At 64.3% G+C, this 26,096-nt stretch carries 27 protein-coding genes and 1 pseudogene; 13 read left to right on the top strand and 15 right to left on the bottom strand.

What is annotated here, in order from left to right:
• Positions 1 to 30 precede the first annotated feature (30 nt).
• A complete protein-coding gene (locus ACSKB9_RS18170; RefSeq protein ID WP_438074672.1) occupies positions 31 to 1,602 on the top strand; it encodes a hypothetical protein in 1,572 nt (523 codons plus the stop codon).
• Here the strand turns inward: ACSKB9_RS18170 and ACSKB9_RS18165 are convergent.
• A complete protein-coding gene (locus ACSKB9_RS18165) occupies positions 1,571 to 2,383 on the bottom strand; it encodes a DUF2290 domain-containing protein (RefSeq protein WP_438074670.1) in 813 nt (270 codons plus the stop codon). The genes ACSKB9_RS18170 and ACSKB9_RS18165 overlap by 32 nt on opposite strands.
• The gene (locus ACSKB9_RS18160; RefSeq protein ID WP_438080286.1) at positions 2,358 to 3,794 is read right to left on the bottom strand and encodes a DEAD/DEAH box helicase; all 1,437 of its coding nucleotides are present in this window, start codon (positions 3,792 to 3,794) and stop codon (positions 2,358 to 2,360) included. Before ACSKB9_RS18160 ends, ACSKB9_RS18165 begins: the two co-directional genes overlap by 26 nt.
• 860 nt (positions 3,795 to 4,654) lie before the next feature.
• Here ACSKB9_RS18160 and ACSKB9_RS18155 point away from each other — a divergent pair.
• The 3 genes from ACSKB9_RS18155 to ACSKB9_RS18145 all read left to right on the top strand — a co-directional run bounded on the left by ACSKB9_RS18155 (position 4,655) and on the right by ACSKB9_RS18145 (position 6,488).
• Entirely contained in the window at positions 4,655 to 5,089 is a 435-nt protein-coding gene (locus ACSKB9_RS18155; protein ID WP_038382276.1) for a DUF5413 family protein, read from the top strand.
• Between the two features lie 483 nt (positions 5,090 to 5,572).
• Positions 5,573 to 5,833 (top strand): Crp/Fnr family transcriptional regulator, encoded by a 261-nt coding sequence (locus ACSKB9_RS18150; protein WP_438074668.1) that lies wholly within the window; start codon positions 5,573 to 5,575, stop codon positions 5,831 to 5,833.
• Positions 5,834 to 5,927: 94 nt separating this feature from the next.
• Positions 5,928 to 6,488: a DUF4112 domain-containing protein gene (locus ACSKB9_RS18145; RefSeq protein ID WP_438074666.1), complete on the top strand. Its 561-nt coding sequence runs from the start codon at positions 5,928 to 5,930 to the stop codon at positions 6,486 to 6,488.
• A gap of 62 nt (positions 6,489 to 6,550) precedes the next feature.
• On the opposite strand, the gene ACSKB9_RS18140 is transcribed toward ACSKB9_RS18145, so the two are convergent.
• The 5 genes from ACSKB9_RS18140 to ACSKB9_RS18120 form a co-directional block, all read right to left on the bottom strand.
• Positions 6,551 to 6,841: a hypothetical protein gene (locus ACSKB9_RS18140; RefSeq protein WP_016844322.1), complete on the bottom strand. Its 291-nt coding sequence runs from the start codon at positions 6,839 to 6,841 to the stop codon at positions 6,551 to 6,553.
• A gap of 223 nt (positions 6,842 to 7,064) precedes the next feature.
• Complete coding sequence (locus ACSKB9_RS18135; RefSeq protein WP_016844323.1) at positions 7,065 to 7,229, bottom strand: DUF3309 family protein; 165 nt, start codon at positions 7,227 to 7,229, stop codon at positions 7,065 to 7,067.
• Between the two features lie 196 nt (positions 7,230 to 7,425).
• On the bottom strand, positions 7,426 to 7,839 hold the full coding sequence (msrB, locus tag ACSKB9_RS18130; protein ID WP_028343489.1) for a peptide-methionine (R)-S-oxide reductase MsrB: 414 nt from the start codon (positions 7,837 to 7,839) through the stop codon (positions 7,426 to 7,428).
• 21 nt (positions 7,840 to 7,860) lie between these two features.
• Positions 7,861 to 8,577, bottom strand: coding sequence for a peptide-methionine (S)-S-oxide reductase MsrA (gene msrA, locus ACSKB9_RS18125; protein WP_438074663.1), 717 nt, complete (start codon positions 8,575 to 8,577; stop codon positions 7,861 to 7,863).
• 265 nt (positions 8,578 to 8,842) lie between these two features.
• Positions 8,843 to 9,952 (bottom strand): ATP-dependent DNA helicase, encoded by a 1,110-nt coding sequence (locus ACSKB9_RS18120; protein WP_438074661.1) that lies wholly within the window; start codon positions 9,950 to 9,952, stop codon positions 8,843 to 8,845.
• Positions 9,953 to 10,171: 219 nt separating this feature from the next.
• Here ACSKB9_RS18120 and ACSKB9_RS18115 point away from each other — a divergent pair, with 219 nt between their 5' ends.
• The 7 genes and pseudogenes from ACSKB9_RS18115 to ACSKB9_RS18085 all read left to right on the top strand — a co-directional run bounded on the left by ACSKB9_RS18115 (position 10,172) and on the right by ACSKB9_RS18085 (position 16,952).
• The gene (locus ACSKB9_RS18115; protein ID WP_438074659.1) at positions 10,172 to 11,377 is read left to right on the top strand and encodes an LLM class flavin-dependent oxidoreductase; all 1,206 of its coding nucleotides are present in this window, start codon (positions 10,172 to 10,174) and stop codon (positions 11,375 to 11,377) included.
• A gap of 217 nt (positions 11,378 to 11,594) precedes the next feature.
• Positions 11,595 to 12,545 (top strand): sulfonate ABC transporter substrate-binding protein, encoded by a 951-nt coding sequence (locus tag ACSKB9_RS18110; protein WP_438074657.1) that lies wholly within the window; start codon positions 11,595 to 11,597, stop codon positions 12,543 to 12,545.
• 40 nt (positions 12,546 to 12,585) lie between these two features.
• A complete protein-coding gene (locus ACSKB9_RS18105; RefSeq protein ID WP_438074655.1) occupies positions 12,586 to 13,539 on the top strand; it encodes a sulfonate ABC transporter substrate-binding protein in 954 nt (317 codons plus the stop codon).
• The gene (gene ssuD, locus ACSKB9_RS18100; RefSeq protein WP_438074653.1) at positions 13,521 to 14,702 is read left to right on the top strand and encodes an FMNH2-dependent alkanesulfonate monooxygenase; all 1,182 of its coding nucleotides are present in this window, start codon (positions 13,521 to 13,523) and stop codon (positions 14,700 to 14,702) included. Before ACSKB9_RS18105 ends, ssuD begins: the two co-directional genes overlap by 19 nt.
• A pseudogene (locus ACSKB9_RS18095) lies at positions 14,699 to 15,506 on the top strand (ABC transporter permease subunit). Before ssuD ends, ACSKB9_RS18095 begins: the two are co-directional and overlap by 4 nt.
• An 8-nt stretch (positions 15,507 to 15,514) precedes the next feature.
• Positions 15,515 to 16,354 (top strand): ATP-binding cassette domain-containing protein, encoded by an 840-nt coding sequence (locus ACSKB9_RS18090; protein ID WP_438080284.1) that lies wholly within the window; start codon positions 15,515 to 15,517, stop codon positions 16,352 to 16,354.
• A gap of 7 nt (positions 16,355 to 16,361) precedes the next feature.
• Positions 16,362 to 16,952 (top strand): flavin reductase family protein, encoded by a 591-nt coding sequence (locus ACSKB9_RS18085; protein ID WP_438074651.1) that lies wholly within the window; start codon positions 16,362 to 16,364, stop codon positions 16,950 to 16,952.
• A 26-nt stretch (positions 16,953 to 16,978) separates the two neighbouring features.
• Here the strand turns inward: ACSKB9_RS18085 and ACSKB9_RS18080 are convergent, their stop codons facing one another.
• Positions 16,979 to 17,356, bottom strand: coding sequence for a hypothetical protein (locus tag ACSKB9_RS18080; RefSeq protein ID WP_253606920.1), 378 nt, complete (start codon positions 17,354 to 17,356; stop codon positions 16,979 to 16,981).
• Positions 17,357 to 17,525: 169 nt separating this feature from the next.
• Here ACSKB9_RS18080 and ACSKB9_RS18075 point away from each other — a divergent pair, with 169 nt between their 5' ends.
• Positions 17,526 to 17,681, top strand: coding sequence for a hypothetical protein (locus tag ACSKB9_RS18075; protein WP_016844338.1), 156 nt, complete (start codon positions 17,526 to 17,528; stop codon positions 17,679 to 17,681).
• Positions 17,682 to 17,722: 41 nt separating this feature from the next.
• Here ACSKB9_RS18075 and flbD read toward each other — a convergent pair whose 3' ends face one another.
• The 7 genes from flbD to ACSKB9_RS18040 form a co-directional block, all read right to left on the bottom strand.
• Positions 17,723 to 19,108, bottom strand: coding sequence for a sigma-54-dependent transcriptional regulator FlbD (flbD, locus tag ACSKB9_RS18070; protein WP_438074649.1), 1,386 nt, complete (start codon positions 19,106 to 19,108; stop codon positions 17,723 to 17,725).
• Positions 19,109 to 19,162: 54 nt separating this feature from the next.
• On the bottom strand, positions 19,163 to 19,513 hold the full coding sequence (fliN, locus tag ACSKB9_RS18065; RefSeq protein WP_028333458.1) for a flagellar motor switch protein FliN: 351 nt from the start codon (positions 19,511 to 19,513) through the stop codon (positions 19,163 to 19,165).
• 20 nt (positions 19,514 to 19,533) lie between these two features.
• Positions 19,534 to 20,157 (bottom strand): FliH/SctL family protein, encoded by a 624-nt coding sequence (locus ACSKB9_RS18060; protein WP_438074646.1) that lies wholly within the window; start codon positions 20,155 to 20,157, stop codon positions 19,534 to 19,536.
• On the bottom strand, positions 20,157 to 21,242 hold the full coding sequence (fliG, locus tag ACSKB9_RS18055; RefSeq protein WP_018273552.1) for a flagellar motor switch protein FliG: 1,086 nt from the start codon (positions 21,240 to 21,242) through the stop codon (positions 20,157 to 20,159). The genes ACSKB9_RS18060 and fliG overlap by 1 nt, the downstream gene beginning before the upstream one ends.
• Position 21,243: 1 nt before the next feature.
• Positions 21,244 to 22,872, bottom strand: coding sequence for a flagellar basal-body MS-ring/collar protein FliF (gene fliF, locus ACSKB9_RS18050; protein ID WP_438080283.1), 1,629 nt, complete (start codon positions 22,870 to 22,872; stop codon positions 21,244 to 21,246).
• A 169-nt stretch (positions 22,873 to 23,041) separates the two neighbouring features.
• On the bottom strand, positions 23,042 to 23,317 hold the full coding sequence (gene sciP, locus ACSKB9_RS18045) for a CtrA inhibitor SciP (RefSeq protein WP_002714638.1): 276 nt from the start codon (positions 23,315 to 23,317) through the stop codon (positions 23,042 to 23,044).
• Between the two features lie 175 nt (positions 23,318 to 23,492).
• Complete coding sequence (locus ACSKB9_RS18040; RefSeq protein ID WP_057017327.1) at positions 23,493 to 24,353, bottom strand: LysR substrate-binding domain-containing protein; 861 nt, start codon at positions 24,351 to 24,353, stop codon at positions 23,493 to 23,495.
• 78 nt (positions 24,354 to 24,431) lie between these two features.
• Here ACSKB9_RS18040 and mdcA point away from each other — a divergent pair, with 78 nt between their 5' ends.
• A complete protein-coding gene (gene mdcA, locus ACSKB9_RS18035) occupies positions 24,432 to 26,087 on the top strand; it encodes a malonate decarboxylase subunit alpha (protein WP_438074630.1) in 1,656 nt (551 codons plus the stop codon).
• The last annotated feature ends 9 nt before the right edge of the window (positions 26,088 to 26,096 follow it).

Below are 26,096 nucleotides of genomic sequence, written 5' to 3'. Positions count from 1 at the left end.
TATTACCTATATCCCTCCAATTGTGTGGAAATGGCTGACTACTACCCGCTGATCGCCCGCGCCATCGCCGGATTCGACCCCAACGCCCCCGGCGAAGCCCGCCGTGCGCTGTATGCGCGGGCGCGAACGGCGTTGATCCAGCAGCTCCGCGGCGTGCAGCCGCCGCTCTCCGAGTCCGAGATCACCCGCGAACGGCTGTCGCTGGAAGAGGCGGTTCGCAAGGTCGAGTCCGAGGCCGCGCAGCGCGCCCGCGAGGCGTCGCGTCCCGGCGGCGCTGCCACTGCCCGCGGTAGCCGCGCCAATGCAAGACCGCCGGAGGCAAATGCAAGGCCGCCCGAGCCCGGTCCCGCCGACACTGCCGCGCGGCCGCGGCCCCCGGCCGACCCCCGTCCGCCGCGCAATTTGCGCCCCGACACGCCGCCGCCGGCCCCGCCGCGGTCGCAGAACCCGCCGGTCCCGCCCGAGACCCAGGCGCCGCCGGCCCGGCCGGGCCCGCCCCGCCGCGGTCCGGAAGGCGCGCCGCCGCCGGTGCCGCCGGCCGCGCCGGGCGTGCGCGGCTTCCGCGACATCACCGCCGACGCCGACGATCTCGGCCGCGCCGCGGCGCAAGCCAGCCGCAACGCGCGCAAGACCTACGCCAACGTGCCGTCGCCCTCGCCGGAATTCGACCGGCTCGAGCCGAGCCTGGAGAATCGCGGCGGCGATCCCGAGGCGCCGTATTCCTACGACGAGTCGATCGAGGAGGCCGAGCGCTACACCCCGCAGCCGCCGCAGGGTCCGCCGCCGCAGCGGTCGCGGGCCGGCAACGGCGAGCGCGAGCCGAAGAGGCCGCCGCGCGTCGGGTCGATGTTCCCGTTCAAGACCGCGATCGTGATCGGCATCCTGCTGATCCTGGTCGGCACCGGCATCCTGTTCCGGCAGCAGGCCATGACCCTTGTCAGCAGCCTGTTCGAATCCTCGGCCCCGGTCGAGGCGCCGAAGGATGCCGCGTCGACGCCTGCGAGCAAGAAGATCACCGACCGCGTCGGCCAGCCCTCGTCGTCGGGCGAGACGGTCGCCCCGGTGGCGCAGCGCGTGGTGCTGTATGACGAGGACCCGTCGGATCCGAAGGGCAAGCAGTATGTCGGTTCGGTGGTCTGGCGCACCGAGCAGGTCAAGGGATCGGGCAACCAGAAGCCCGACATCGCCGTGCGCGCCGACATCGACATCCCCGATCGCAAGTTCAAGATGACGATGTCGTTCCGCCGCAACACCAATTCATCGCTGCCGGCGAGCCATACCGCGGAATTGACCTTCATCCTGCCGCAGGACTTCGCCAATGGCGGCGTCGGCAACGTGCCGGGCATCCTGATGAAGTCGAACGAGCAGGCGCGCGGAACGCCGCTGGCCGGGCTCGCGGTCAAGGTCACCGACGGCTTTTTCCTGGTCGGCCTCTCCAATGTCGACGCCGACCGCTCGCGCAATCTGCAGCTCTTGAAGGAGCGCTCCTGGTTCGACGTGCCGCTGGTCTACACCAACCAGCGCCGCGCCATCATCGCGATCGAGAAGGGCGCCCCCGGCGAGCGAGCCTTCAACGAGGCGTTCGCCGCGTGGGGTGAGTAGCGGCCGGTCCACCCTTTCTCGAGTTGATTTTGCGCGACGATTGATGCCTTCCTTGAGCGGGAGGCGTCTCTTGCACAGAATATTTACCGAAGTGAAAGCTCAGATTCTCTTTTTCGGAGAATTCGTGGACTGCTCGGACATCTTGCAAGATGAAGAGAAGCTGTTCCTCGAGGCAGTCGGAAACTCCGGCGCCTTCGAAGTTGCTGCACTTTGACCACGCCTCGGGGTAATACAGCTTCGCAATAATTAGCGAGAAAGCCTTCGGCCCGATCGAAATAGAGCTTGGCCACCGGTTTTCGGTGTGTCTTCCAATATGGAAATGGGCCGCTGGATGAGAGAACTCCTTGTATTGCGCGCGCGCGTACTCAAATCTGATGAGGGGAACTGCTCCTTGATATGGCATTTCCGCTATGTAATCGCTCGTTTCCTCGTAGGTTAGATCGCCTAGCGTTTCGAGTTCCTCCCATCGCGCTACCAAATTCTTGGCCGAAGCTACGCCGCTTAGCCAAGGATTGGGGTAGTAGCCAAGGCGCCACGCGTGGTCGTTTTCCCATCTGAATTGGAGATACGCATAGTCAGACAACAAAACGTTGTAGTTGGAACGATGTAAGCCTGTCTTGAAGATTTCCTCGTAAGTCAATTCAGCATCGAGGGCCACATCGCGAAACTGTTCATCCATTTCGAGAGAGCGCGCAGAGATGATGGTTCTTCCAATCTTCAGTGTGTCCCTTAGTAGGGACCAAGCTCCGTTTATCTCACGATCGAAGTCGCGGTCGTCCATTGCGCCCTCGCTCTGCTAAGACCTCCTTCAATTCGTCATCGGTTAGCCCGAGGCTTTCCTTGAGCCTCTCCATTTCTGCACGAGCCCGCTGTATTCTGGCATCCTTCTCCGACAGATCGCGCTGAATCGTCTCGATGGCGGCAGGGTCCGGCATGATGAATTTCATTAAAGGCGCTATTTTCAGCGCGTGCTGGATTTCCTGTTGCAAAGGCTGGAAATTGGCCCCCATGCCGGTGATCCGAAGCCAGCCCTTCGTCCTCGTAAACGCTGTGAAAAGTCGGTTCCGACCCGTGCGCAATTTGAGTGGCACCGCATCGCAGCCAAGCACGGCAACAACAGCCGCTTCGTTACCTTTAGCGCGGTGAACCGTCGTCAGCGTGCACTTACCTTCGATCAGGAAGGCAGGCTCGCTATAACGGTCTGCAATGATATTGTTTGAAAGAATTCCCTTTTCCGCGAGAGCTTCAGCGAGTCTGGAAAGATAGGCCTTCGCCGCCCTATCATCGATGGCAATCGCCATAAGATCCTCAGGCTGAAGTCCCTCTTCTATGAATTTTGAGAACTGTTCGGCGCAGTAGCGAACCTCTGCGAGCATATTGTCAAATAACCTAACCTCAACAAGTGAGACTTGGTTAGGTGTGTCGAGCTTTGTAGGGCTGTTTTGATCGGGACGTCGAATAACAGTATTTTCGCCCGGCATCATGTTGCCGGCTTCTACTTCGTATCCAACGTCTTCCCAATGTCTACGGTTTTGCAGCATTTGGACGGGCTGTCCATAAATTCCGAACCCTATTGCATGCGCTAAGACAAGGACGTCTCGTTGATTCCGATAGCATTTGGGAAGTACAAAGTCGTTCGTCTCTGCATTGAGAGGCAGCGACCGCTGTAGGTCAATTCGAGGTTGACCGTCGTCGTCTGTTCCAAATAGTTCGGTCGGTGTCCTTACCTTCACGTCAAAGATATTCTGCAACTCGTCGTAAGCCCACACGATTTGCTTCTGATCGCGGTCGCCCTTGGCCAGGTGAAAGCACATCTCGTAAAAGCTGCTCGGAAAGTCTTGGCCTTCGTCGATAAGGATGAGATCGTAATGGGGCTTGATCTTCCCGCTATCAACGAGAGTTCTGCACGCGTAATCAAAGGGCTCTTGTCCCGGCGCGGCGGCGCTCTCCGCTAGCCCAAATGTAATTGGCGAAAGCCCGCTTCTAAGGCTGGTTTCGCGATGAACACCCGGCAAATCACGGCGTCCCCAACCGTGTTGGATGTGTATTTTTTTCCAATCAGGATCGCCTTCTCCGAAGTGACGATGGAATTTCGTAATCAAACGTCGCAAATGATCTCTCAAGCTACGAGTATAGTACGTAACTAGGATCAACTCGTTCGGATTGTCCAAATGGGCGAGAGCAGCTTTCATTGCCAAGATTACGGTTTTTCCCGATCCCGCGAGTCCACGGATTCTCTCTGGGCAACCGAGTGTTGTTAGTGCGACGTGACGCTGTCTCTGGTCGAAGCTCGCTATCTCATCTTCCAACTTCGCTAGAGCGACACCTAGTTGTTGGTGTTTGGGATCCTCGAAGCTGCGGCGGACCGGACGTACGAGAGCCTTTGCACCTTCTAGTATGGATCGTGTTTCCAGCAGCTCGGGTTCACTAAGCGGCGGTCCAGCGGCCTCTTGTACGAATCGGAAGAGGGCGGGCTCAGAGTTGATCACATCCAAATGGTCGGGAGATGCTCCCTGGTAGCCCGGAGCGAATAGGACCGGAGTAACCTCAACGGATAGTTGCCGGTTCTTCTTGCGAAGTAGGGGGCTTCGAACCAGCTGGGATACCGCGGTAGCCGCGGCTTGAGAGAGGCTCTCAGCCGTTTCGCTGACCTGTTTGGGCGTAGCGGCAGGTAGTACTCGAATGAGTATGACACCCACTGAGGAGCTAATAATCGCCAAATCAACGTAATGTCTGGTTGCCTCATAGTCTGTAAACTTGGGCCACCCATAGTACATAACGCCGTCATGAAGACCAAACGTGTCGGCCCGCTGTCGTATTTGCAGGATCAACTGATCAAGTACGGGAGGGCGATCGCGCCCTACTCGAGCAGGAATGAACTCGATTGGCATTGTGGTGTCCGTGCGTAGAGCGCTATGTAAGTAGTTTGAAGTATATCAACTACATCTTGTGTGGATTGTATAGACAAAGGGAAGCCGTTGCCACTTTTGTCGGGACTTGCTCCACTTGGACGGCTGTTGCGCCGCCGCGCTGACTAGGCTTAGGGTGGCTCATGAAACGCTATCTGATCTTCGCAGCCATCGGGCCGTTCATCGGCGGCTTCCTGCTGCTGCTCATGACCACCTATCAGTCCGGCTACTGGACCGAGACCAGTGGCGGCGAGGTGACCAAGCTGCTCGTCGTGTTCGTGAAGTCGCTGCAATACAATTATCTGTTCGGCATCGTGCCGTCCCTGATGTTCGGCGCGATCGACGACATCTTGATGCATGTGAAGCGGATCGCGCCGGTGGTGCGGATGCTGCTCGTCGGCGCGGTGGCGTTCGTCGGCGCGGCGCTGACCTACGCCTCGCACGGCTCCGAGAGCGGCGCGGTGCAGTTCATCCTGTACGGGATGGTCGGCTTCATCCCGGGCGTGATCACGTCCTGGCTGGCGCACAAATATGCCGAAGAGCTGCACGCGCCGGCGCAGCCGGCTTCGCAGCACTAGGGCAGGCGCTCATTACCAAGGGAAAAGCAGAAATCGCGATCGGCGACTTCGACCCAACGCCGAAATGAGTACGTCGGCGATCGGACACGGCCGCGCTCAACGCACGGCGCGGAATAGATCACCCATTGCGGCAGTCTTATCAGCGCATGAGGCGCTGGAGGTCCGGCCGCCTTCACACAACTGTCATATCTACGTCATGCAAACGTCAGTCCCAATGTCACATCCGCGCCCGTCCTCGCGACCCGCGGCCGTCCGGGGCAGCGGCGATGCCGATCTCGGGCCTGCTCTATTCTGTGTTCGCATTTATTTCAGCCGTCGCTGCAGACGACCGGGACGTACGGGATCTGCGTTTCGGATTCGGGGAAAGGAATTTCGAGTGCCAGATGCAAGCTTCAGCCTTCTGACGGGCAACAGTATCGAAACGCGCCTGGTCCGAGCCGGCGGCATTATTTTCGCGAGGGCGAACAGGCCAACGAGCTCTTCGTGATCAAGAGCGGCTATGTGCGCATTCAGGTCGGCAACAAGACCATGGCGGATCTGGCGCCCGACACGATCTTTGGCGAGATGGCGTTGATCGACAACGAACCAAGGAGTGCGACCGCCACGGCGCTCACGGATGTCGAGCTCGTCCCGGTCTCGGAAAAGCAGTTTCTCTTCCTCGTGAGCCAGACGCCGCATTTTGCCCTGAAGGTCATGAGGACGCTGGCACAGCGGCTCAGAACCATGAACAAGGGCGTCTACTGAACGCGAGCACGGCGGAGCCTCGATGTATCAGGGCCTTAAGGTGACACAGTGGTAATGTGACGCAACTTGAACCGCCTGCCTGCGTTACCATGTGATGGCCATGACCGAGGACGACATCTTCACGCCCCACGCCGCGCGATCGCGGCCACCCTTTGGCGGCGCGCAGGCGCGCGGCAAGGTCATCGACCAGGACGGGCGCGAACTCGCCGATGGCCCGCTGCATCCGCAGTTCCAAGGTTTTCAGGGAGCCTTTCAGGAAGGCTTCCAGTTCGACTTCCGCAACTCCACCGCCAATCCGTTCGGCAATCTGACGCGCGAGGAGCGGCTCGCGCGGCTGGAGATGATCGCAAGGCTGCTCGACGTCGCCTTCATCGTGCCGGGCACCAAAGTGCGCTACGGCATCGACGGGCTGATCGGCCTGATCCCCGTGGTCGGCGATATCATCACCACCGCGATCTCGCTGTGGCTGGTGCGTGAGGCCCGCTTGCTGGGCGCGCCCTGGCACATCACCGCGCGGATGCTCGCCAACGTCGCCGTCGACGGCGTGATCGGCATGGTGCCGGTGGCGGGCGATGCCTTCGACGTCATGTTCCGCGCCAATATCCGCAATGTGCGGATGCTGCGGCGCTGGCTCGACAAGCAGCCGAGATTTTAACTCTCAAAACAAAAGCCCCCGGATCGATCCGAGGGCTTTTCGTTGAGCGAAGAGCAGAAAGCTTATGCGGCGTCAGCGTCGGTCTGGCTGGCGGCCGGGCGCGGACGACGCGGCAGCGGGAAGGCCTCGCTCTCATAGAGCGAGCGGATGCCGTTCTGGTCGAAACGGGCTTCCTCGACCTGGAGATAGGCGCCGTTCAGCGAGTCCGCCGGCAGCTGCTCCATCGCGAACTGCACGGCCTCGGCAGCGGTGCCGAAACGGCGGTAGGCGAAACCCGCCCGCTTCTTCTTGCGGATCGCGGCGGGGAACAGTTCGGCGGATGTGTTATAGTTGAACGGACGCAGGGGACGCATGGTCGACGACCTCTTGTGTTCTTTTCAGTTGGCGTTGCGAAAGGGATTTTGGGGACGGCGGCCTATTATCGGCGGCGCGCCGTACATGTCATTTCCACCCCTAATATAGGCCTCTTTGACAAAAATGCGACCCCAGAAGAGCCCCTGACAGGGCACATGCTGAATCCGCGCATAGCACGGGGGTCGGTCAGATAAATCATTTTATTTCAATGGCTTATGGTGCTCAAATCTTGTCGAGCCAGGCCAGGATCGCGACCACGATCAAAATCACCCCGAAAAGGCCCATTCCGGAGTGGCCGAGGCCATAGCCATAGCCGCGAATTCGGCCGCTATAGCCGCCCAGCAGGATAATCAGCAAAAGGATGATGAGGATTAGTCCAAGCGACATGGCGCCCTCCTCAGAACAGGCGGCAGCCGCACGGCGAGACGCCTACGGCCCCGCGAAGACCGAGCAAAGCACATTCCGGCCTGCGAGTCGTTAAGGCCGTCAGCCGATCACGAGGATGTTGCCGGGGGCCGGAGCCAAAACAAAGCCCCACGCGAGCGGCCTGTTGGTCGCGTGGGGCGCGGCGTGGTGGGCGCCGTTACTTCTTCTCGTCGAGCTTCAGCGCCGCCGAGTTGATGCAGTAGCGCAGGCCGGTCGGGCCGGGACCGTCGTTGAAGACGTGGCCGAGATGGCCGTCGCATTTCGAGCACAGCACCTCGGTGCGGATCATGCCGTGGCTCATGTCGCGCTCCTCGTCGACATGGCTCTCGACGGAGGGCTTGGAGAAGCTCGGCCAGCCGCAGCCGGAATCGAACTTCTGGTCGGATTCGAACAGCGTCTGCCCGCAGCCGGCGCAGACATAGGTGCCCTTGCGGGGATCATGCTCGTATTCGCCGGTGAAGGGCCGCTCGGTCGCCTTCTCGCGCAGTACGGCGTACTGCATCGGCGTCAATTCCTTGCGCCACTCGGCCTCGCTCTTGCGGACCTTGCCGTCGGTCTTGGTATCGGACATTCAACCTCCTTTGCGAGATGCTCAGTTGGTGACCTTGGTGCTGCCCACCAGCGTCGGCTTCTCGATGTAGTTCTCCGCGAAGATCTTCTTCAGGTTCTCGACCTTCGGGATGTCGTTATAGGCAATATAGGGTTGGTTCGGGTGCAGCGTCAGATAGTCCTGGTGGTAGCCCTCCGCCGGATAGAAAGCCTCGAGCGCGCCGACCTTGGTGACGATCGGCTTCCTGTAGACCTTGGCGGCGTTGAGCTGGGCGATATAGGCGTCCGCCACCTTCTTCTGCTCGTCGCTGGTGGTGAAGATCGCCGAGCGATATTGCGTGCCGGAATCCGGGCCCTGCCGGTTCAGCTGGGTCGGGTCGTGCACGACGGAGAAGAAGATTTGCAGGATCTTGCCGTAGGAGATCTTCTGCGGGTCGTATTTGATCTCGACGGATTCCGCATGGCCGGTCGTGCCGGTCGAGACCTTCTCGTAATCGGCGTTTGCTTTGCTGCCACCGGAGTAGCCGGACACCGCGCTGACGATGCCGGCGGTGTGCTGGAATACGCCCTGCACACCCCAGAAGCAGCCGCCGGCCAGCACCGCGGTCTTGATGCCGGATTCCGGCGCGCTTGCGGCGGGTGCCGGGATGATCACGGCGTCCTCGGCGGCAAGCGAGGGCGCAACGGCAAAAGCTGTGACGGCCAGCGCGCCGATCGCGGCGGCGCAAAGGGAGAGGCGGCTGAGGGAGCTTTTGGGCATGGGTTCCTCGTGGGATCGCAAGTGGGGCCAGTGTAAAGCGGGAGCCGGCATTGGCCAATCAGGCCGGGCGGCTCCGACGCTTCAAAATACGGGCGAGGGGGCGTTTTGTTACGGCGCCGGCCACACGGTTTCGTGAGGGAAATGCGCGTTTGCGAGCGTCATTCCGGGGCGATGCGAAAGCATCGAACCCTCAGGTGCGCAATTGCGCACCGAGAATCTCGAGATTCCGGGTCTGGTGCTTACGCACCATCCCGGAATGACGGTGTCACACCACCACGCTCAGCCGCTTCGCGGCCCGCGTGATCCCCGTGTACAGCCACCGCGCGCGCGAGTCCTGGAACGCAAAGCTCTCGTCGAACAGCACGACGTCGTCCCATTGCGAGCCCTGCGACTTGTGCACGGTCAGCACGTAGCCGTAGTCGAACTCGTCGTAGGGCTTGCGCTGCTCCCACGGCACGCCCTCGACGCCGCCGTCGAAGCATTCGCCGCGCACCGAGACCTTGGTGACCTTGTAGCCGAAATCCTCGTCCGGCATCACGCGCATGGTGATGATCCTGGATTTCGACTGCGCGCGCGCCTTGACCCGCCACAGGCCGCCGTTGAACAGGCCCTTCTTGCGGTTGTTGCGCAGGCAGACCAGCTTGTCGCCGGCAACCGGCAGCGGATCCTCGATGTTCTGCCGTTGCCGCACCCGCATGTTGTAGGCGCGGCGGGTGTTGTTGCGGCCGACCAGCACCTGGTCGGCGCGCATCACGCGGTCCGGATCGAGCTCCTTGCGCGACACCACCTCGCTCTCGCCATGGCGGCCGATCTCGAGCTCGCGGCCCTCGCGGATATCCATCGACATCCGCACGATCGGATCGTCCTGCGCCTGGCGGTGCACCTCGGTCAGCATCGCGTCGGGCTCGGCATCGGTGAAGAAGCCGCCGCCCTGGATCGGCGGCAATTGCGCGGGATCGCCGAGCACCAGCAGTGGGCAGTCGAATGACATCAAATCGCGGCCGAGCTCGGCATCGACCATCGAGCACTCGTCGATCACGATCAGCTTCGCCTTCGATGCCGGCGCATCGTCCCAGAGCTCGAAGCTCGGCTGCTCGACGCCGGACTCGCGTGCGCGGTAGATCAGCGAATGGATCGTGGAGGCGCTGTCGCAGCCCTTGTTGCGCATGACGAGCGCCGCCTTGCCGGTGAAGGCCGCGAACTTCACCTCGCCGTCGACGCCTTCGGCGATGTGGCGGGCGAGCGTGGTCTTGCCGGTTCCGGCATAGCCGAACAGGCGGAACACCGGCGGCGTGCCGTTCTGGCCGGGCTTGGCCTTCAGCCAGTCGGCGACGGCTTTCAGCGCAGTGTCCTGATGCGGCGTGAAGGTGGTCATGGGCTTTCGGAAGCGTGAGCGCGCGACCGATAGCGCCGCGAACTCAGGCCAGCACAAGCTAAACATTCATGCGTTCCGATCAAGCCGTCTCCCGCTGCGCGGAATTGCGGTTTCGCCCCCGAGGCTAGACTTGATCCGGAGCGCCACTAGACTGCCCCAAAACAACAAGCGGTCGAGACCACGATAAGTGGTCGAGCAAGCGACCTTGGGAGTGACTCCATGAAATTCGGCATCTTTTACGAGCTGCAACTGCCGCGCCCCTGGAACGACGGCGACGAGCTCAGGCTCTACCAGAACGCGCTGACGCAATTGGAAACCGCCGACCGGCTGGCTTACGACTACGCCTGGGTCGTGGAGCACCACTTCCTGGAGGAATATTCGCACTCGCCGGCGCCGGAATCCTTCCTTGCCGCCGCGAGCCAGCGCACCAAGAACATCCGGCTCGGCCACGGCATCTTCCAGCTCACCACCAATCATCCCGCCCGCGTCGCCGAGCGGGTCGCGGTGCTCGATCTCTTGAGCAACGGCCGCTGCGAGTTCGGCATGGGCGAGAGCGCCTCGATCACCGAGCTGACGCCGTTCGGCCGCGACATGGAGACCAAGCGCGAGGTGTTCGAGGAAGCCGTGCAAGCGATCTTCCCGATGTTCAGCAAGGTCGGCACCGAGCATCACGGACAATATTTCGATATCCCGCTGCGCAATGTCGTGCCGAAGCCGGTGCAGAAGCCGCATCCGCCGCTCTGGATGGCATGCTCGCAATTGCCGACCATCGAACGCGCCGGGCAGAACGGGTTCGGCGCGCTCGGCTTTCAGTTCGTCAGCGCCGAGGCGGCGCATGCCTGGGTGCACGCCTATTACAACGCGATCACCAAGCGATTGAAGAAGCTCGCCGACTACGAGATCAATCCGAACATGGCGCTGGTCTCGTTCTTCATGTGCGCGAAGACGGACGAGGAAGCGCGCCGGCGTGCCGACGGCGCGACCTTCTTCCAGTTCGCGCTGCGCTACTACGGCCAGGCGCAGAACCGGCAGCGGCCGGCGCCCGGCACCGTCAACATGTGGGACGAGTACAACAAGTGGAAGCGCGACAATCCGGAGGCGCAGGAGGCTGCGCTGCGCGGCGGCCTGATCGGCTCGCCCGAGACCTTGCGCAAGAAGCTGCGGCGCTTCTGCTCATCGCATATCGATCAGGTGATCCTGCTCAACCAGGCCGGCAAGAACACGCATGAGCACATCTGCGAGTCGCTCGAACTGTTCGGCAAGGAGGTGATGCCGGAGTTCCAGCACGATCCCGAGCACGATGCCTGGAAGAAGGGCGTGCTCGACGGCTCGATCCAGCTCGAGGAGATCGACACCCAGGCGTTCACCGACCGCTATGGCAAACTCGCAGTCAGTGTCGGCTCGAAAGCCGCCGCCGCCGGCTGATCGATTGTTGTGCAGCGACCTCGCGTTTCCGTGAGGAAAATAATTCGCTACACCCGATCCGCGCTTTAAAAGAAACGGCACGCGCGATGCCTGCACCGAAGTGCTGGCATCGCTATTTTTGTGCGGTGCTCGACAGCTTCATTCGCGCGCCCCATCATCCTGACATCGCATGATCGTGCAGCGCGATAGCGCGCTTGATCGTCAGGAGAGTCTTGGAATGAAGCGTCGTGAGTTCCTCCAGCTGTCGCTCGTCACAGCCGCCGCCGCTGCGCTGTCACGCGGTGCGCAGGCGCAGGCGGACGCGAAGGAAATTCGTATCGGCTACCAGAAGAACGGCGTGCTCGTTATCACGCGCCAGCGCGAGGCCTTGGAAAATCATTTCAAGCCGCAGGGCATCAGCGTGAAGTGGGTCGAGTTCTCCTCGGGGCCGCCGATGATGGAAGCCATGAATGTCGGCAGCGTCGATTACGGCGCGGTCGGCGATTCCCCGCCGATTTTCGCGCAGGCCGCGGGCGCGGCCATCGTCTATACGGCGGCTCAGCCCATCATCAACGGGTCCGGCATCCTGGTGCCGCAAAATTCGGCAATCACGTCAATCGCCGATCTCAAGGGCAAGCGCGTCGGCTTCACCAAGGGATCGAGCGCGCACAACGTCGTGATCCAGACCCTGGAGAAGGCCGGGCTCACCTATGACGACATCACGCCGGTCTATCTGACGCCACCCGACGCCGGGCCGGCCTTTGCCAATGGCGGCATCGATGCCTGGGCGATCTGGGATCCGTATTTCGCGATCGCCGAGACCAAGCAGAACGGCCGCATTCTGGTCAAGACGCGCGACATCACCAAGACCAACTCGTTCTACATCGCCAACCGCGACTTCGCCCGCAATCGCGGCGCGATCCTGCAGCAGATCGTCGATGTCACGACATCGAGCGCGGCATGGGCGCAGGCGCATCCCGACGAGGTCGCCAAATCGCTGGCCGCCGTCACTGGCGTGCCGCTCGATATCCAGACCATCGCGGCGAAGCGGGCGGGCTTCTCGGTCGGACCTGTGACCGACGACATCATCGCGACCCAGCAGGGCGTCGCCGACCGCTTCTTCAAGCTCGGCCTGATCCCGAAGCAGATCGCGATCCGCGACATCGTCTGGCGCAATCCCCAGACCTGATCGGCGCACGTTTGGTCATTTCAATGCAGAGGATAGTCCCATGACGCGTTTATTTCGACGCTGGATCGCCCGCGCGGTGCTGTCGCTCAGCATCGTCGCCGCAACCGTCAGCGCTTCCTACGGCCAGGAGAAGGTGGTCCGCATCGGTTACCAGAAATACGGCAAGCTGGTGCTGCTCAAGAGCAAGGGCTCGCTCGAGGAAAAGCTGAAGGCGGTCGGCACCAAGGTGGTGTGGACCGAGTTTCCGTCCGGGCCGCCGCTGCTCGAGGCGCTCAACGTCGGCGCGATCGATTTCGGCAACACCGGCGAGGCGCCGCCGATCTTCGCGCAGGCCGCCGGCGCGCCGATCCAGTATGTCGCCTACGAGCCGCCGGCGCCGAAGGGCGAGGCGATCCTGGTGCCGAAGGACAGCGCGATCAAGTCGGTCGCTGACCTGAAGGGCAAGAAGGTCGCGCTGAACAAGGGCTCCAACGTCCACTACCTCTTGGTGAAGGCGCTGGAGAAGGCCGGCGTCAAATATTCCGAGATCGAGCCGGTGTTCCTGGCGCCGGCCGATGCGCGCGCGGCGTTCGAGCGCGGCGCGGTCGATGCCTGGGTGATCTGGGATCCGTTCCAGGCCGCGGCGGAGGCTGCGACCGGCGCCCGCACCGTCGCCGACGGCACCGGCATCGTCGCGAACTATCAGTTCTACTTCGCCTCGAAGAAATTCCTGCAGGCCGATCCGAAGATCGTCGAGCTCGTGCTGGCGCAGCTGAGCGAGGTCGATGACTGGGCCAAGGGTGACATCCATGCCGTTGCCGAGCAGCTGGCGCCGAGCATCGGCCTGTCGGTGCCGGTGGTCGAGGTCGCGCTGAAGCGGCAGGCCTACGGCATCAAGCCGGTCACCGATGCGGTGGTCGCGGACCAGCAGCAGGTCGCCGACACGTTCTTCGCGCTCGGCCTGATCCCGAAACAAATCAAGATTTCCGACGTCGCATGGAGACCGGGCACGTGAGCACCCCAACCAACGCCAACATCCTCTGGTTCCTGCCGACCCACGGCGACAGCCGCTATCTCGGCACGTCGATCGGCGGCCGCGAGGTGAACTTCAATTATCTGCGCCAGATCGCGCAGGCCGCGGATCAGCTCGGCTATTACGGCGTGCTGCTGCCGACCGGGCGGAGCTGCGAGGATTCCTGGGTGGTGGCGTCGGCCGTTGCGCCCTGGACCGAACGCCTGCGCTATCTCGTGGCGGTGAGGCCCGGCCTGCAGTCGCCGAGCGTCGCCGCACGCATGACCGCGACGCTGGACCGGCTGTCGAACGGCCGCCTGCTGATCAACGTCGTCACCGGCGGCGATCCGATCGAGAACAAGGGCGACGGCATCTTCTTGGATCATGACGAGCGCTACGCGGTGACCCGCGAGTTCCTCAACGTCTACAGCGATCTCCTGGCGGGCAAGACCGTCAATGTCGAAGGCAAGCACATAAGGATCGAGGACGGCCGCCTGCTGTTCAATCCGGTGCAGTCGCCGCGGCCGCCGCTGTATTTCGGCGGCTCCTCGGATGCCGGCATCGACGTCGCGGTCGACACCGTCGACAAATATCTGACCTGGGGCGAGCCGCCGGCGCAGGTTGCCGAGAAGATCGCCAAGGTGAAGGCGGTGGCGGCGCAGCGCGGCCGCAAGCTCTCGTTCGGCATCCGCCTGCACGTGATCGTGCGCGAGACCAATGCGGAGGCGTGGCGCGCCGCCGACGAGCTGATCCAGTACGTCACCGACGACACGGTGGCCGCCGCGCAAAAGATCTTCGCGCGGATGGATTCGGTCGGCCAGCAACGCATGGCGCAGCTGCATGGCGGTCGCCGCGACAAGCTCGAGATCAGCCCGAACCTGTGGGCCGGCGTCGGCCTGGTGCGCGGCGGGGCCGGCACCGCGCTGGTCGGCGATCCCGAGACCGTCGCCGCGCGGATCAAGGAGTACCAGGACATCGGCGTCGATACCTTCATCATGTCGGGCTATCCGCATCTCGAGGAAGCCTATCGCTTCGCCGAATTGGTGTTCCCGCTGTTGTCGCTGGCGCAGGGCGGCAACGTGACGCCGATCCGCGTCAACACCGGGCCGTTCGGCGAGACCATCGGCAACGACTACCGTCCGCAGAAGCAGGCATCGCAATCATGAGCTTGATCGACAGTTTACCCCGTGTCGGCGCACCGAAACTTCCGAAGGTCGACGGACTGATCCCCTGGATCGTGCCGCTGGCGATCGTGCTGGTGTGGCAACTCGCCTGCGTCACCGGCTACGTGCCCTCGCGGGTGTTGCCGGCGCCGACTGACGTCGCGTTGGCGGGATGGAAACTGCTGCTGTCCGGCGAACTGGTCCGCAATATCTGGGTCAGCTTCTGGCGCGCCTCGATCGGCTTCTTGATCGGCGGCGGCATCGGCTTTGCCTTCGGCCTCGCCAACGGCCTGTCGCAGCTGTCGGCAAAGCTCACCGACACCACCTTGCAGATGGTGCGTAACATCCCGCACCTGGCGCTGATCCCGCTCGTCATCCTGTGGTTCGGCATCGACGAGTTCGGCAAAGCTGTTCCTGGTCGCGCTCGGCGTGTTCTTCCCGATCTATCTCAACACGCTGCACGGCATCCGCACCGTCGACCCGCAGTTGATCGAGATGGGCCGCATCTACGGCATGACCGACGGCGAGCTGTTCCGCCGGGTGATCTTCCCCGGCGCGCTGCCCTCGATCTTCGTCGGGCTGCGCTTCGCGCTCGGCATCATGTGGCTGACCTTGATCGTCGCCGAGACCATCGCGGCCTCGTCGGGCCTCGGCTACATGGCGATGCAGGCGCGCGAGTTCATGCTGATCGACGTCGTCGTGCTCTCGATCCTGATCTACGCCTTGCTCGGCAAGCTCGCCGACAGCGCCTCGCGGGCGCTGGAGCGGTTGACCCTGTCGTGGCATCCCGCCTTCCAGAAGAAGTGAGAATGAGAATGCAAGAAGCGCTTCGTTTCGAAACCGCTGAAGCCGAGCCGGTCGACCGCACCGAGATCGTCGTGAAGGCGCGGCAGTTGCGGCGCGTGCCGGAAGGCGCGGCCCGCGGCCTGTCGCTGACCATCCGCGGCCTGCGCAAGGCGTTCGGCGACAATGAGGTGCTGCGTGGCATCGACCTGCACATCCCGGCCGGCCAGTTCGTCGCGATCGTCGGTCGCAGCGGCTGCGGCAAGAGCACGTTGCTGCGTCTGATCGCCGGCCTCGACGCGCCGACGGCGGGAACCATCGCCTTCGGCGAACAGCCGCGGGCGCAGGACGTCCGCGTCATGTTCCAGGAGCCGCGGCTGCTGCCCTGGGCGCGGGTGCTGTCCAATGTCGAGGTCGGGCTGGGGCGCGAGCGTGCCTCCGCCGACGCACAGGCGCGCGCCGAACGCGCGCTGGTCGAGGTCGGACTCGGCGACAAGCGCACCCAGTGGCCGTCGGTGCTGTCGGGCGGGCAGAAGCAGCGCGTGGCGCTGGCGCGGGCGCTGGTCAGTCAGCCGCGCGTGCTGGCGTTCGACGAACCGCTCGGCGCACTCGATGCGCTGACGCGGATCTCGATGCAGCAATTGCTGGAACGGGTCTGGCGCGATCAAGGCTTCACCGCGATCCTGGTGACGCACGACGTCGCCGAGGCGGTCGCGCTCGCCGACCGCGTGCTGGTCATCGAGGACGGCCGCATCGCCGAGGACGTCGCGATCGACCTGCCGCGGCCGCGCCGGCGCGGGTCGGCCGAACTCGCTGCGCTGGAGGGCGAGATCCTGAAGCATCTGCTCGAAGGCAGCGAAGACAGTCTGTGAGGTCGCCATGAATTCCGTCGTCCGCAATGTTTCGATCGTATCAGCGGTTGCGGCCGCCGAATTTCGCGGCGCGATGCGTCACCTCACCGGCGGCGTCAGCGTGATCACGGCCGGTCGGGGCAAGGATATCTCGGGAATGACGGTGACCTCGGTGTCGTCGCTCTCGGTCGAGCCGCCGTCCTTGATCGTCAGCATCAACCGCGCGGCCTCGTCATGGCCGCTGATCGCGCGCCATGGCGTGTTCGGCGTCAACATCCTGGCCGCGGATCAGCGCGACATCGCCGAGCGCTTCACCGGCAAGGGCGGCCTGAAGGGCGCGGACCGCTTCACCGGAGCCGAGTGGACGACGCGCGCGTCAGGCGTCCCGCTGCTGGTCGGCGCGCTTGCCGCGGTTGATTGCGAGGTCGAGGAGACCATCGAACGGCATTCGCACGTGATCGTCATCGGCCGCGTGCTCGACGTGATTGCGTCGGAGCGTACCGCCGCGCTGGCATATTGGCACGGCGAGTATGTCGCGATCGACCATGAGGAAGACGCCGCACGGCTGGCTGACGTCAGCCTGCCGTCGCGTCATGTTCATGTGCGAGGGCCGCGTTAGCGCGCCGTGCTTATCCGGATCGGACTTTAGAAAACTGCGCTCAGCGATGCCGGGCTGTCGATGATCACATTGCTGCCGCGGACGCCAGCCCATACAGCCTGGATGGTCTGAGCTGCATTGGCCAGCGGAATGCCAACGACGAGTGTGGTCGGGATACGGCCAAAGCTCGACGGGGTCTCGTTATAGGTGAAGCTTGCGACGACCGGCGAGACCGTGCCATTGACGGTGACGCCGAACACGCCGCCCGGAATATCGTTGCCCGTGGCGTAGGGATTCGGAACGTTAAGAGTGATGATCGCGGTGGTGCCGACGCCCTCCGGAATCGTCAGGCTGAGGCCTTGCATCGGCGTTAGAGTCGCGGAGGTTGTGGACAGGGTGCCGCTGGTCTGCGCATAAAGGGCCATATCACTCTCCAGTTGTCTAAGAATGTAAACGCAATAGGAGATTGAATAAGGCAACCTGCCGCAAGATTCAAGGGATGAACGGCACCGAGGCCGGCGCGGCTTGTCGGCCGTGGCGCTTTCCCAATCGGCGCATTAAATGGCGCGGATGTTTCGGAGAGGTGACGGTTCGATGAAGCGCGTGGGAACCTGGCTGTTCTATCTCGTCGGTGCGATCGCCGTCGCCTATCTCGCGCTCTATGCCTATGTGACGTTCACCGGTCGCGACATCACGCCCGGCGATCCGATCCGGATCTTCCGCAAGCCCGACGCGCCCAGTTATTCGTGAGGCGAGGCAAACGGCGGGACTTATCCCGCCGCTTCCCGTGTTCAGCCGGCGTTCGCCATGCGCTGATAGTCGGGCGCGCCGTTGCCGGCCGGGGTGATCGGAATGCCGCCGTCGGCATATTCGTTCAGCTTGTTGCGCAGCGTGCGGATCGAAATGCCGAGGATGTTGGCGGCATGGGTGCGATTGCCGAGGCAGTGCTTCAGCGTTTCCAGGATCAGGTCGCGCTCGACATCGGCGACGGTGCGGCCGACCAGCGCGCGGGTGACCTGCTCGGCGGCCAGCGTGGCGTGCGCGACCGCGGGCGCGGTCCTGGCAAGGTCGAGGCGGTCGCCGTCGGGGGTCAGGATCGCCTCAGCGCCGATCTCGTCGCCCTGCGCCATCAGGACCGCGCGGTGGATGGTGTTCTCGAGCTCGCGGACGTTGCCCTGCCAGCGGTTCGCGGTCAGGACGCGGCGGGCATCAGTCGAGATCGGACGCACCGGCATGCCGTTGGCCTCGGCATATTTCCTGGCGAAATGCTGCGCCAGCTCGAGGATGTCGGCCGGGCGGTCGCGCAGCGGCGGAATCTTCAGGTTGACGACGTTGAGGCGGAACAGCAGGTCCTCGCGGAAGGTGCCTTCGCGCACCGCCTCCGAGAGGTTGCGGTTCGAGGTCGCGATGATGCGGATGTCGACCGGGACCGGCTTGGTGCCGCCGACGCGGTCGATCACGCGCTCCTGGATCGCGCGCAGCAGCTTGGACTGCAGCCGCACGTCCATCTCGGAGATTTCGTCGAGCAACAGCGTGCCGCCGGTCGCTTCCTCGAACTTGCCGATGCGGCGCGCGACCGCGCCGGTGAAGGCACCCTTCTCATGGCCGAACAGCTCGGATTCCAAGAGGTGCTCGGGGATCGCGGCGCAGTTGATCGAGATGAACGGCCGCTTGGCGCGGGCCGAGCGGGAATGGACGTAGCGCGCCAGCACTTCCTTGCCGGTGCCGGACTCGCCGGTGATCATGACGGAGGCGTCCGAGCCCGCGATCTGCTGCGCCAGCTTGATCACCCGGCCCATCGCCTCGTCGCGGTAGATCAAATCGCGCGCGTCATTGGCGACCGCGGCCAGCACCGCTGCGATCAACTCGGGGTCCGGCGGCAGCGGGATGTATTCCTTGGCGCCGGCATGGATCGCGGCGACCGCAGCGCGGGCGTCGTTGGAGATGCCGCAGGCGACGATCGGCACGTGGATGTGCTCGGCGTCGAGCCGCATCACGAGGTCGCGGATGTCGAGGCCGACATCGACCAGCAGGAGGTCGGCGCCCTTGCCGCCGCGCAGCACGTTCATCGCCTGTTCGGCGGCCTCGGCGTGGGTCACCGAGGCGCCGTTGTCCATCGCGATCTTGGTCGCGGTCGTGAGCTGGCCCTTCAGGGTGCCAACGATGAGAAGCCGCATGATGATCTCCTATTCGTCTGGTCGCGCAGGTCCCGCGCGTGACCGCCTGAGTTGTTAAGAGCGTTCTGCCTTGATGATTTCGGTCATGGTCACGCCGAGCTTGTCTTCCACCAGCACCACTTCGCCACGCGCCACCAGGCGGTTGTTGACGTAGATGTCGATCGCCTCGCCGACGCGGCGGTCGAGTTCGAGCACGGTGCCCGGTCCGAGTTTCAAGAGGTCGCCGACGTCCATCTTGGAGCGGCCGAGCACCGCCGAGACCTGCACCGGCACGTCGAACACGGCCTCGAGATCGGCCGCGATGCGCGCGGCATGCTCATCCTCGTTGTAGCCGATGTCGTCGATGGTGGGCGCGTCGGCGGAATTGAGATCGGGAAGCGGGACTTGGGTGTCGGTGTCGGTCATGGTTCAGCCCTCAATCGCCTTCAGCCGGCCTGGCCGCGGGACGCCAGATAGCGCCCGACGAGTTCGTTGATCTTGCCTTCGATCGCGGCGCGTTCCAGCACGACGCCGCCATCGGCCCATTCGATCCGGCAGTCGCCGGTCGCAATCGTCGGCTCGGCCAGGATCACCAGCCGGCCCTGGAAGCCGGAATGCGCCGCCATCCGCTCGATGTTGTCATGCGCCGCCTCGTAGAGCGCGTCGTTGATGCGGACCACGAGATGCGGCGTCGCCACCAGATGCGAGAAGCAGTCGGAGACCAGCGCCGTGATCTCGCCGAGCGGCTCGCGCGCGATCAGCTCGGTGCAGAGCTTGCGGGCGACCGCCACCGCGACGTCCACCGCCTCGGTCTCCATCCGCGTCTCGATGCCGGCGAAGCGCGCCGCGATGCCCTTGATCGCGGTGCCGATCTCCTCCAGCGCCTGCGCGGCGCGGCGGTCGCTCTCGACCTTGGCCTCGCGCAGCGCGGCCTCGTAGCCGGCGCGATAGGCCCGCGCCTCGGCGTCGGCGACCTTCTGTGCGACCTCGGCCGGCGTCGGCGCGCGTTCGCGCGCGCGGTCCGGCGCCGAGAAATCCGTGTCGAACAGGAATTTTGCGGGCGCGGCCATCAATACACCAGCTCGTCGTCGGCGCGGTTCTTGGTCAGCGTGATCTCGCCGCGGGCGGCGAGGTCCTTGGCGAGGTTGACCAAGAGCGCCTGCGCCTCGTCGACATCGCGCAGCCGCACCGGGCCCATCGCGGCCATGTCGTCCATCAGCATCTTGCCGGCACGCGAGGACATGTTGCCGAGGAAGAAGCTGCGCACCTCCTCGTTGGCGCTCTTCAGCGCGACGCCGAGCTTGTCCTTGTCGATGTTGCGCATCAGCGTCTGGGCCGAGGCGGTATCGAGCTTGATCAGATCGTCGAAGGTGAACATCAGCGCCTTGATGCGCTCGGCGGATTCGCGGTTTTCCTCTTCCAGCGAGGTGATGAAGCGGGTCTCGGTCTGGCGGTCGAAATTGTTGAAGATCTCGGCCATCACCTCATGGGCGTCGCGGCGGCGGGTCTGCGACAGGTTCGACATGAACTCGGTGCGCAGCGTCTGCTCGACGCGCTCGATGACTTCCTTCTGCACCGCCTCCATCCGCAGCATGCGGCCGACCACGTCGAGCGCGATGTCCTCGGGCAGGATCGCGAGCACGCGCGCGGCGTGCTCCGGCTTGAGCTTCGACAGCACCACGGCGATGGTCTGCGGGTATTCGTTCTTGAGGTAGTTGGCGAGCACCTCTTCCTGCACGTTGGAGAGCTTCTCCCACATGTTGCGGCCGGCCGGGCCGCGGATCTCGTCCATGATGCCGGAGACGCGCTCGGCCGGCAGGTATTGCTGCAGCAGCCGTTCGGTGGCGTCGAAATTGCCCATCAGCGCGCCGGAGGCCGACATCCGCGAGACGAATTCCAGCATCAGGTCCTCGACCACGTCGGCCTCGACGGTGCCGAGCGTCGACATGTGGACCGACAGCTCGCGGACTTCCTCGTCGTCGAGCATCGACCAGATCTTGCCGCCATACTGCTCGCCGAGCGCGAGCATCAGGATCGCCGCGCGCTTCGGGCCGGGCAGCGGCTTGCCCTTGGGCCGGGCGCTTTGCCGGTTTGCCAGCGTCGAGAGGACGGTGGCGATGTCGTTGGCGTTGGTGGTCTGGGGTACGGCGGCCATGTCAGTTCTCTACCGGCTCGCTCAGCCATTGACGGACGATGGAGACGGTTTCGTTCGGATTGCGTTCGGCGAGCTCGCCGACCCGGTGCACGGCCTGGGCGTGGACCTGGCCCTGGATCTGGGCGACGTCGATCAATTGCGCCGCGCCGCTGCCGCTCGGGATCAGCGCCTGACCCGGTGTTGCGGCGCTCTCGGCATGGGCTTCCGCCAGCGCGGGCATGCCCGCGCCGGCCAGCGCCGGAATGACGTCGGCCGCCACGATGCGCTTGACCAGCGGGCGGACCACCATGAACAGCACGACGAGGCCGAGCATCATCATGACGCCGAGCTCGATGACGTACATCACGTCATCCTTGGTGAACTGCAGCATGCCGAGCAGGCCGGTCGGCTCGGCGATCGGCTGCGCGGCGGGCGGCTCGGCGAAGCGCAGGTTGACGACCTCGACCTGGTCGCCGCGCTTCTGGTCGAAGCCGATCGCGGAGCGGACCAGAGCGGCGATGCGGTCGAGCTGCTCCTTGGTGCGGTCCTGGTAGACCAGCTCGCCTTTTTCGTTCTTGGAGTAGCTGCCGTCGACCAGCACCGCGACCGAAATTCGGTTGACGCGGCCGGCCTCGGTCACCTCGGTCTTGGTGGTGCGGGAAATCTCGTAATTGTTGGTCTCTTCGCTCTTCTTGCTCTGGTCGCGGGCGCGGGCGGCGTTGTCCTGGTTCTGGCTGCCCGGCAGCTCGTTGGCGACGGTGACCTGGCCGGAATTGTCGGCGGTGAGGCTACTTTCCTCGCGGGTCTGGGTCGAGCGCAGCACGCGACCCTCGGGGTCGAACTTGTCCGAGGTCTGGGTGATCTTGTTGTAGTCGAAGTCGGCGGAGAGCTGGACGCGGGCGCGGCCGGCGCCGACCACCGACGAGACGATGTCCTCGACCTGCTTGCGCATCCGCTTCTCGAAGGCGGCGCGGCGCTCGTCGCCGACCGCGGCATCGGCGTCGGACTGGGCGCCGTCGGCGAGCAGTTGCCCGGCCTCGTCGACGATCGAGACCCGCTGCGGCTTCAGCCCGTTGACCGCGGAGGCGACGACGTGGCGGATCGCCCGGATCTGCTGCGGCTCCAGCGCGCCGCGCACCCTGAGCACGATCGAGGCTGATGGCTCGGGCGTCTCGCGTGAGAACAGCGGCTTCTCCGGCAGCACGAGGTGGACGCGCGCGGCCTGGACGCGGTCGATGGCACGGATGGTGCGGGCGAGCTCGCCCTCCAGCGCCCGCAGATGATTGATGTTCTGGACGAAGCTCGTGGTGCCCAGGGCATCCGACTTGTCGAAGATCTCGTAGCCGACGCCGCCGCCCTTGGGCATGCCGCCCTCGGCGAGCTTCATCCTGAGCCGCGTCACCTTGTCCTTCGGCACCATGATCGCGGCGCCGTCATTGCGCAGCTCGAACGGGATCGCCTGGCGCTCGAGCTCCTTGATGATTCCAGAGGAATCCTCGGTCGACAGGTCGGTGAAGAGGGTGGTCATCTGCGGCGTGGTGACGCGCATGATGACGAAGGCGAAGAAGCCGATCAGGGCCGCGGTGACTGCAATCATGGCCGCGAGGCGGGCCGCACCAAGACCTCTCAGGAAAGCAACCAGACTTTGCACCAACGGCCCAGATCGGCCCGCGCGGGTCCGACTGGGCAAATATTGCCTAGGGTATGGTTTCCATATGGTTAACGACGGTTAAGGACCGCGGCAAAATCGCGGACATGAAAAAAACCGGCTTCGCAAGGCGAGGCCGGTTTTCGTCAAATGCCACTGGATCGGCGTCGAATTACTGCCGATATTGCTGGATGCGGGTGGTGCGCAGCCCGGCCAGACCGTGCTGGTCGATCGAGAACTGCCAGGAAAGGAATTCATCGACGGTCAGCGTGTAGCGGCTGCAGGCCTCCTCGAGGGAGAGCAGGCCGCCGCGGACCGCAGCGACGACTTCGGCCTTGCGGCGGATGACCCACCGTTTGGTACCGGGGGCCGGCAAATCCGCAATCGTTAACGGGCTGCCGTCAGGCCCGATGACGTATTTCACCCTCGGGCGATGGGGTTCTGTCATGGCGTACTCACAAACTCTCAACCACTGAACTCGCAAGGGGTAAGCTACGCCTCCCGGTTTAAAATTTGCCTAAGCCCAAGCGTTCAATACGAATCTCGTTGGAACGGCCGGGAACAGGCGGGTCTGCCCGCCGGCAGGCACACCGGCGCGCGGCGCAATTCGCGGTTCGGCGCGCTCAGATCGTGGGACGCAGGGGACCGCGCGCCAGCGTCAGCAAGGCGTCGGCGAGCGCCTCCGAGGCCTTGTCCGGCCGTCTTTTCTCGTAGATGGCGAATTCCAGATCGGGAAGCGGCGGCAGGCCGTCGCCAATTCCGAGAACGCGCAGGCCGGTGGTGACCGCGCTGAGCGGCAGCGGGGTGACGGCAAGTCCCGCGACGGCGGCGGCACGGACGCCGGTCAGGCTCGGGCTGGTATAGACGATCTCCCAGCCGAGCTCGCCGTCGCGCAGCGCGGAGAGTGCGGCGTCGCGCGACACCGATCGTTCGCGGTACAGCGCCAGCGGCAGCGGCGCGCCGGGAACGAGATCGAACGTTTCCGCCGCGGTCCACACCAGCGGTTCGCGCCACACCAGACGGCCTTTCGACGTTCCGAGCGGCCGCTTGGCGAACACCAGATCGAGCCGGCCCGCATCGAGCTGCTCGATCAGTTCGGCGCTGACACCGATCTGCACCTCGAGCTTGACCCCGCGATGCAGCGCGGCGAAGCGGCCCAGCGCCGACGGCAATGAGCCGCCGGCGACTTCCTCGACCACGCCGAGACGGACCGAGCCGGACAGCCGCGGCGCCACCAGCCGCTGCCGCGCCGCTTCCTCGAGCTGCAGCAAACGCCGCGCATCGCCGAGCAGCATCTCGCCTTCGTCGGTCAGCGCGACGCTGCGCGTCGTGCGCCGGAACAGCGGCCGCCGGGTCTCGAGTTCGAGCCGCTTGATCTGCTGGCTGATGGTCGACTGGGTCAGATGCAATTGCTCGGCGGCGCGGTGGAAGCCGCCGCAATCGGCGACCGCGACGAAGGCCCGCAAAAGTTCGAGGTCGAGCATCGATTAATCCATTTTCGTAATCAATCATATTATAGAATATCGTTTCTATTATCAATGCCGGCCGACTACCTTCGCTTCATGACCAAGCAAGGAGAGGCCATCATGTCGGAGACAACACCACGAACCGATCGCACGGCGCGTCTGGCGCGCGCGCGAGCTGTCTGCGGCACAAACGGAAAGGTCTGCCCGACCGACCGCGCGGTCGAGCTGCTCGAGGCGGTCATCGCATCCGGCGACCGGGTGGCGCTCGAGGGCGACAACCAGAAGCAGGCGGACTTCCTGGCCGCGTGCCTCGCCGGAGTGAACCCGGCGCGGGTGCATGATCTGCACATGGTGCAGTCGGTGCTGGCGCTTCCCGATCATCTCGCGGTGTTCGAGCGCGGCATCGCCAACCGCCTGGACTTCGCCTTTGCCGGCCCGCAGAGCCGCCGCCTTGCCGAGCTCGTCGCCGCCAAGGCGCTGCGGATCGGCGCGATCCATACCTATCTCGAGCTTTACGCGCGGATGCTGGTGGACCTGACGCCGCAGGTTGCGCTCATCGTTGCCGACAAGGCCGATCGCGACGGCAATCTGTACACCGGTCCGAACACCGAGGACACGCCGACCATCGCCGAGGCCGCGGCGTTCCGCGGCGGCGTCGTCGTGGCGCAGGTCAACGAGATCGTCGATCGTCTGCCGCGCGTCGACATCCCCGGCGACTGGGTCGATGTCGTGGTGCCCGGTCCGAAGCCGTATGCGATCGATCCGCTGTTCACGCGCGATCCCGCCAAGGTCAGGGACGAGAATGTCCTGATGGCGATGATGGCGATATCGGCCGTGTATGAGCCTTATCAAGTGACACGGCTCAATCACGGCATCGGCTATGCGACCGCGGCGATCGAGCTGATCCTGCCGACCTTCGCCGCCAGGCGCGGGCTGAAGGGCAAGGTCGCGCGGAATTTCGTGCTCAACCCGCATCCGACGCTGATCCCCGCGATCGAAGCCGGCTTCGTCGACAACGTCTATTGCTTCGGCTCGGAGCTCGGCATGGAACGCTATGTCGCCAGCCGTCCCGACGTGTTTCCGGTCGGCGCCGATGGCAATCTGCGCTCCAACCGCGCGCTGGCGCAGGTCGCCGGACAATATGCCTGCGACCTGTTCGTCGGCGGCACCTTGCAGATCGATCCCGAGGGCAACAGCTCGACCGCCACCAAGGACCGCATCACGGGCTTCGGCGGCGCGCCGAACATGGGTGCCGATCCGCGCGGCCGACGCCACGACAGCGTTGCCTGGCTGCGTGCCGGCGAGGAAGCAGGCGAGCGCCTGCGCGGCCGCAAGCTGGTGGTGCAGATGGTCCAGACCCGGCAGCCGAACGGCGCGCCGAGCTTCGTCGAGCGCCTCGACGCGTTCGACCTCGCGGCCTCGGCCGGCTTCGCGCTGCCGCCGGTCATGATCCATGGCGACGACGTCACCCACGTGATCACCGAGCGCGGCGTCTGCAACCTGTTGCGTTGCCGCTCGCCGCAGGAGCGCGAAGCCGCCCTGCGCGCGGTCGCCGGCGACACCGAGTTCGGCCGGCGGCAGGACGCCGGGACGACCGACGGCCTGCGCCGCCGCGGCATCGTGATGCTGCCGTCCGATCTCGGCCTCGACGTCGAGACGGCGACGCGCGACTGGCTCGCCGCGAAATCGATCGACGACCTCGTCACCGCATCGGGCGGCCTCTACGCGCCGCCCGCCAAATTCCGCCGCTAGAAGGAGGCT

It is taken from the genome of Bradyrhizobium sp. BR 1433 (assembly GCF_051547665.1).
Lineage (GTDB): Bacteria > Pseudomonadota > Alphaproteobacteria > Rhizobiales > Xanthobacteraceae > Bradyrhizobium > Bradyrhizobium australafricanum.
Note: the sequence above shows the minus strand (reverse complement) of the source record. Positions and strands in the feature narration are given on the sequence as shown.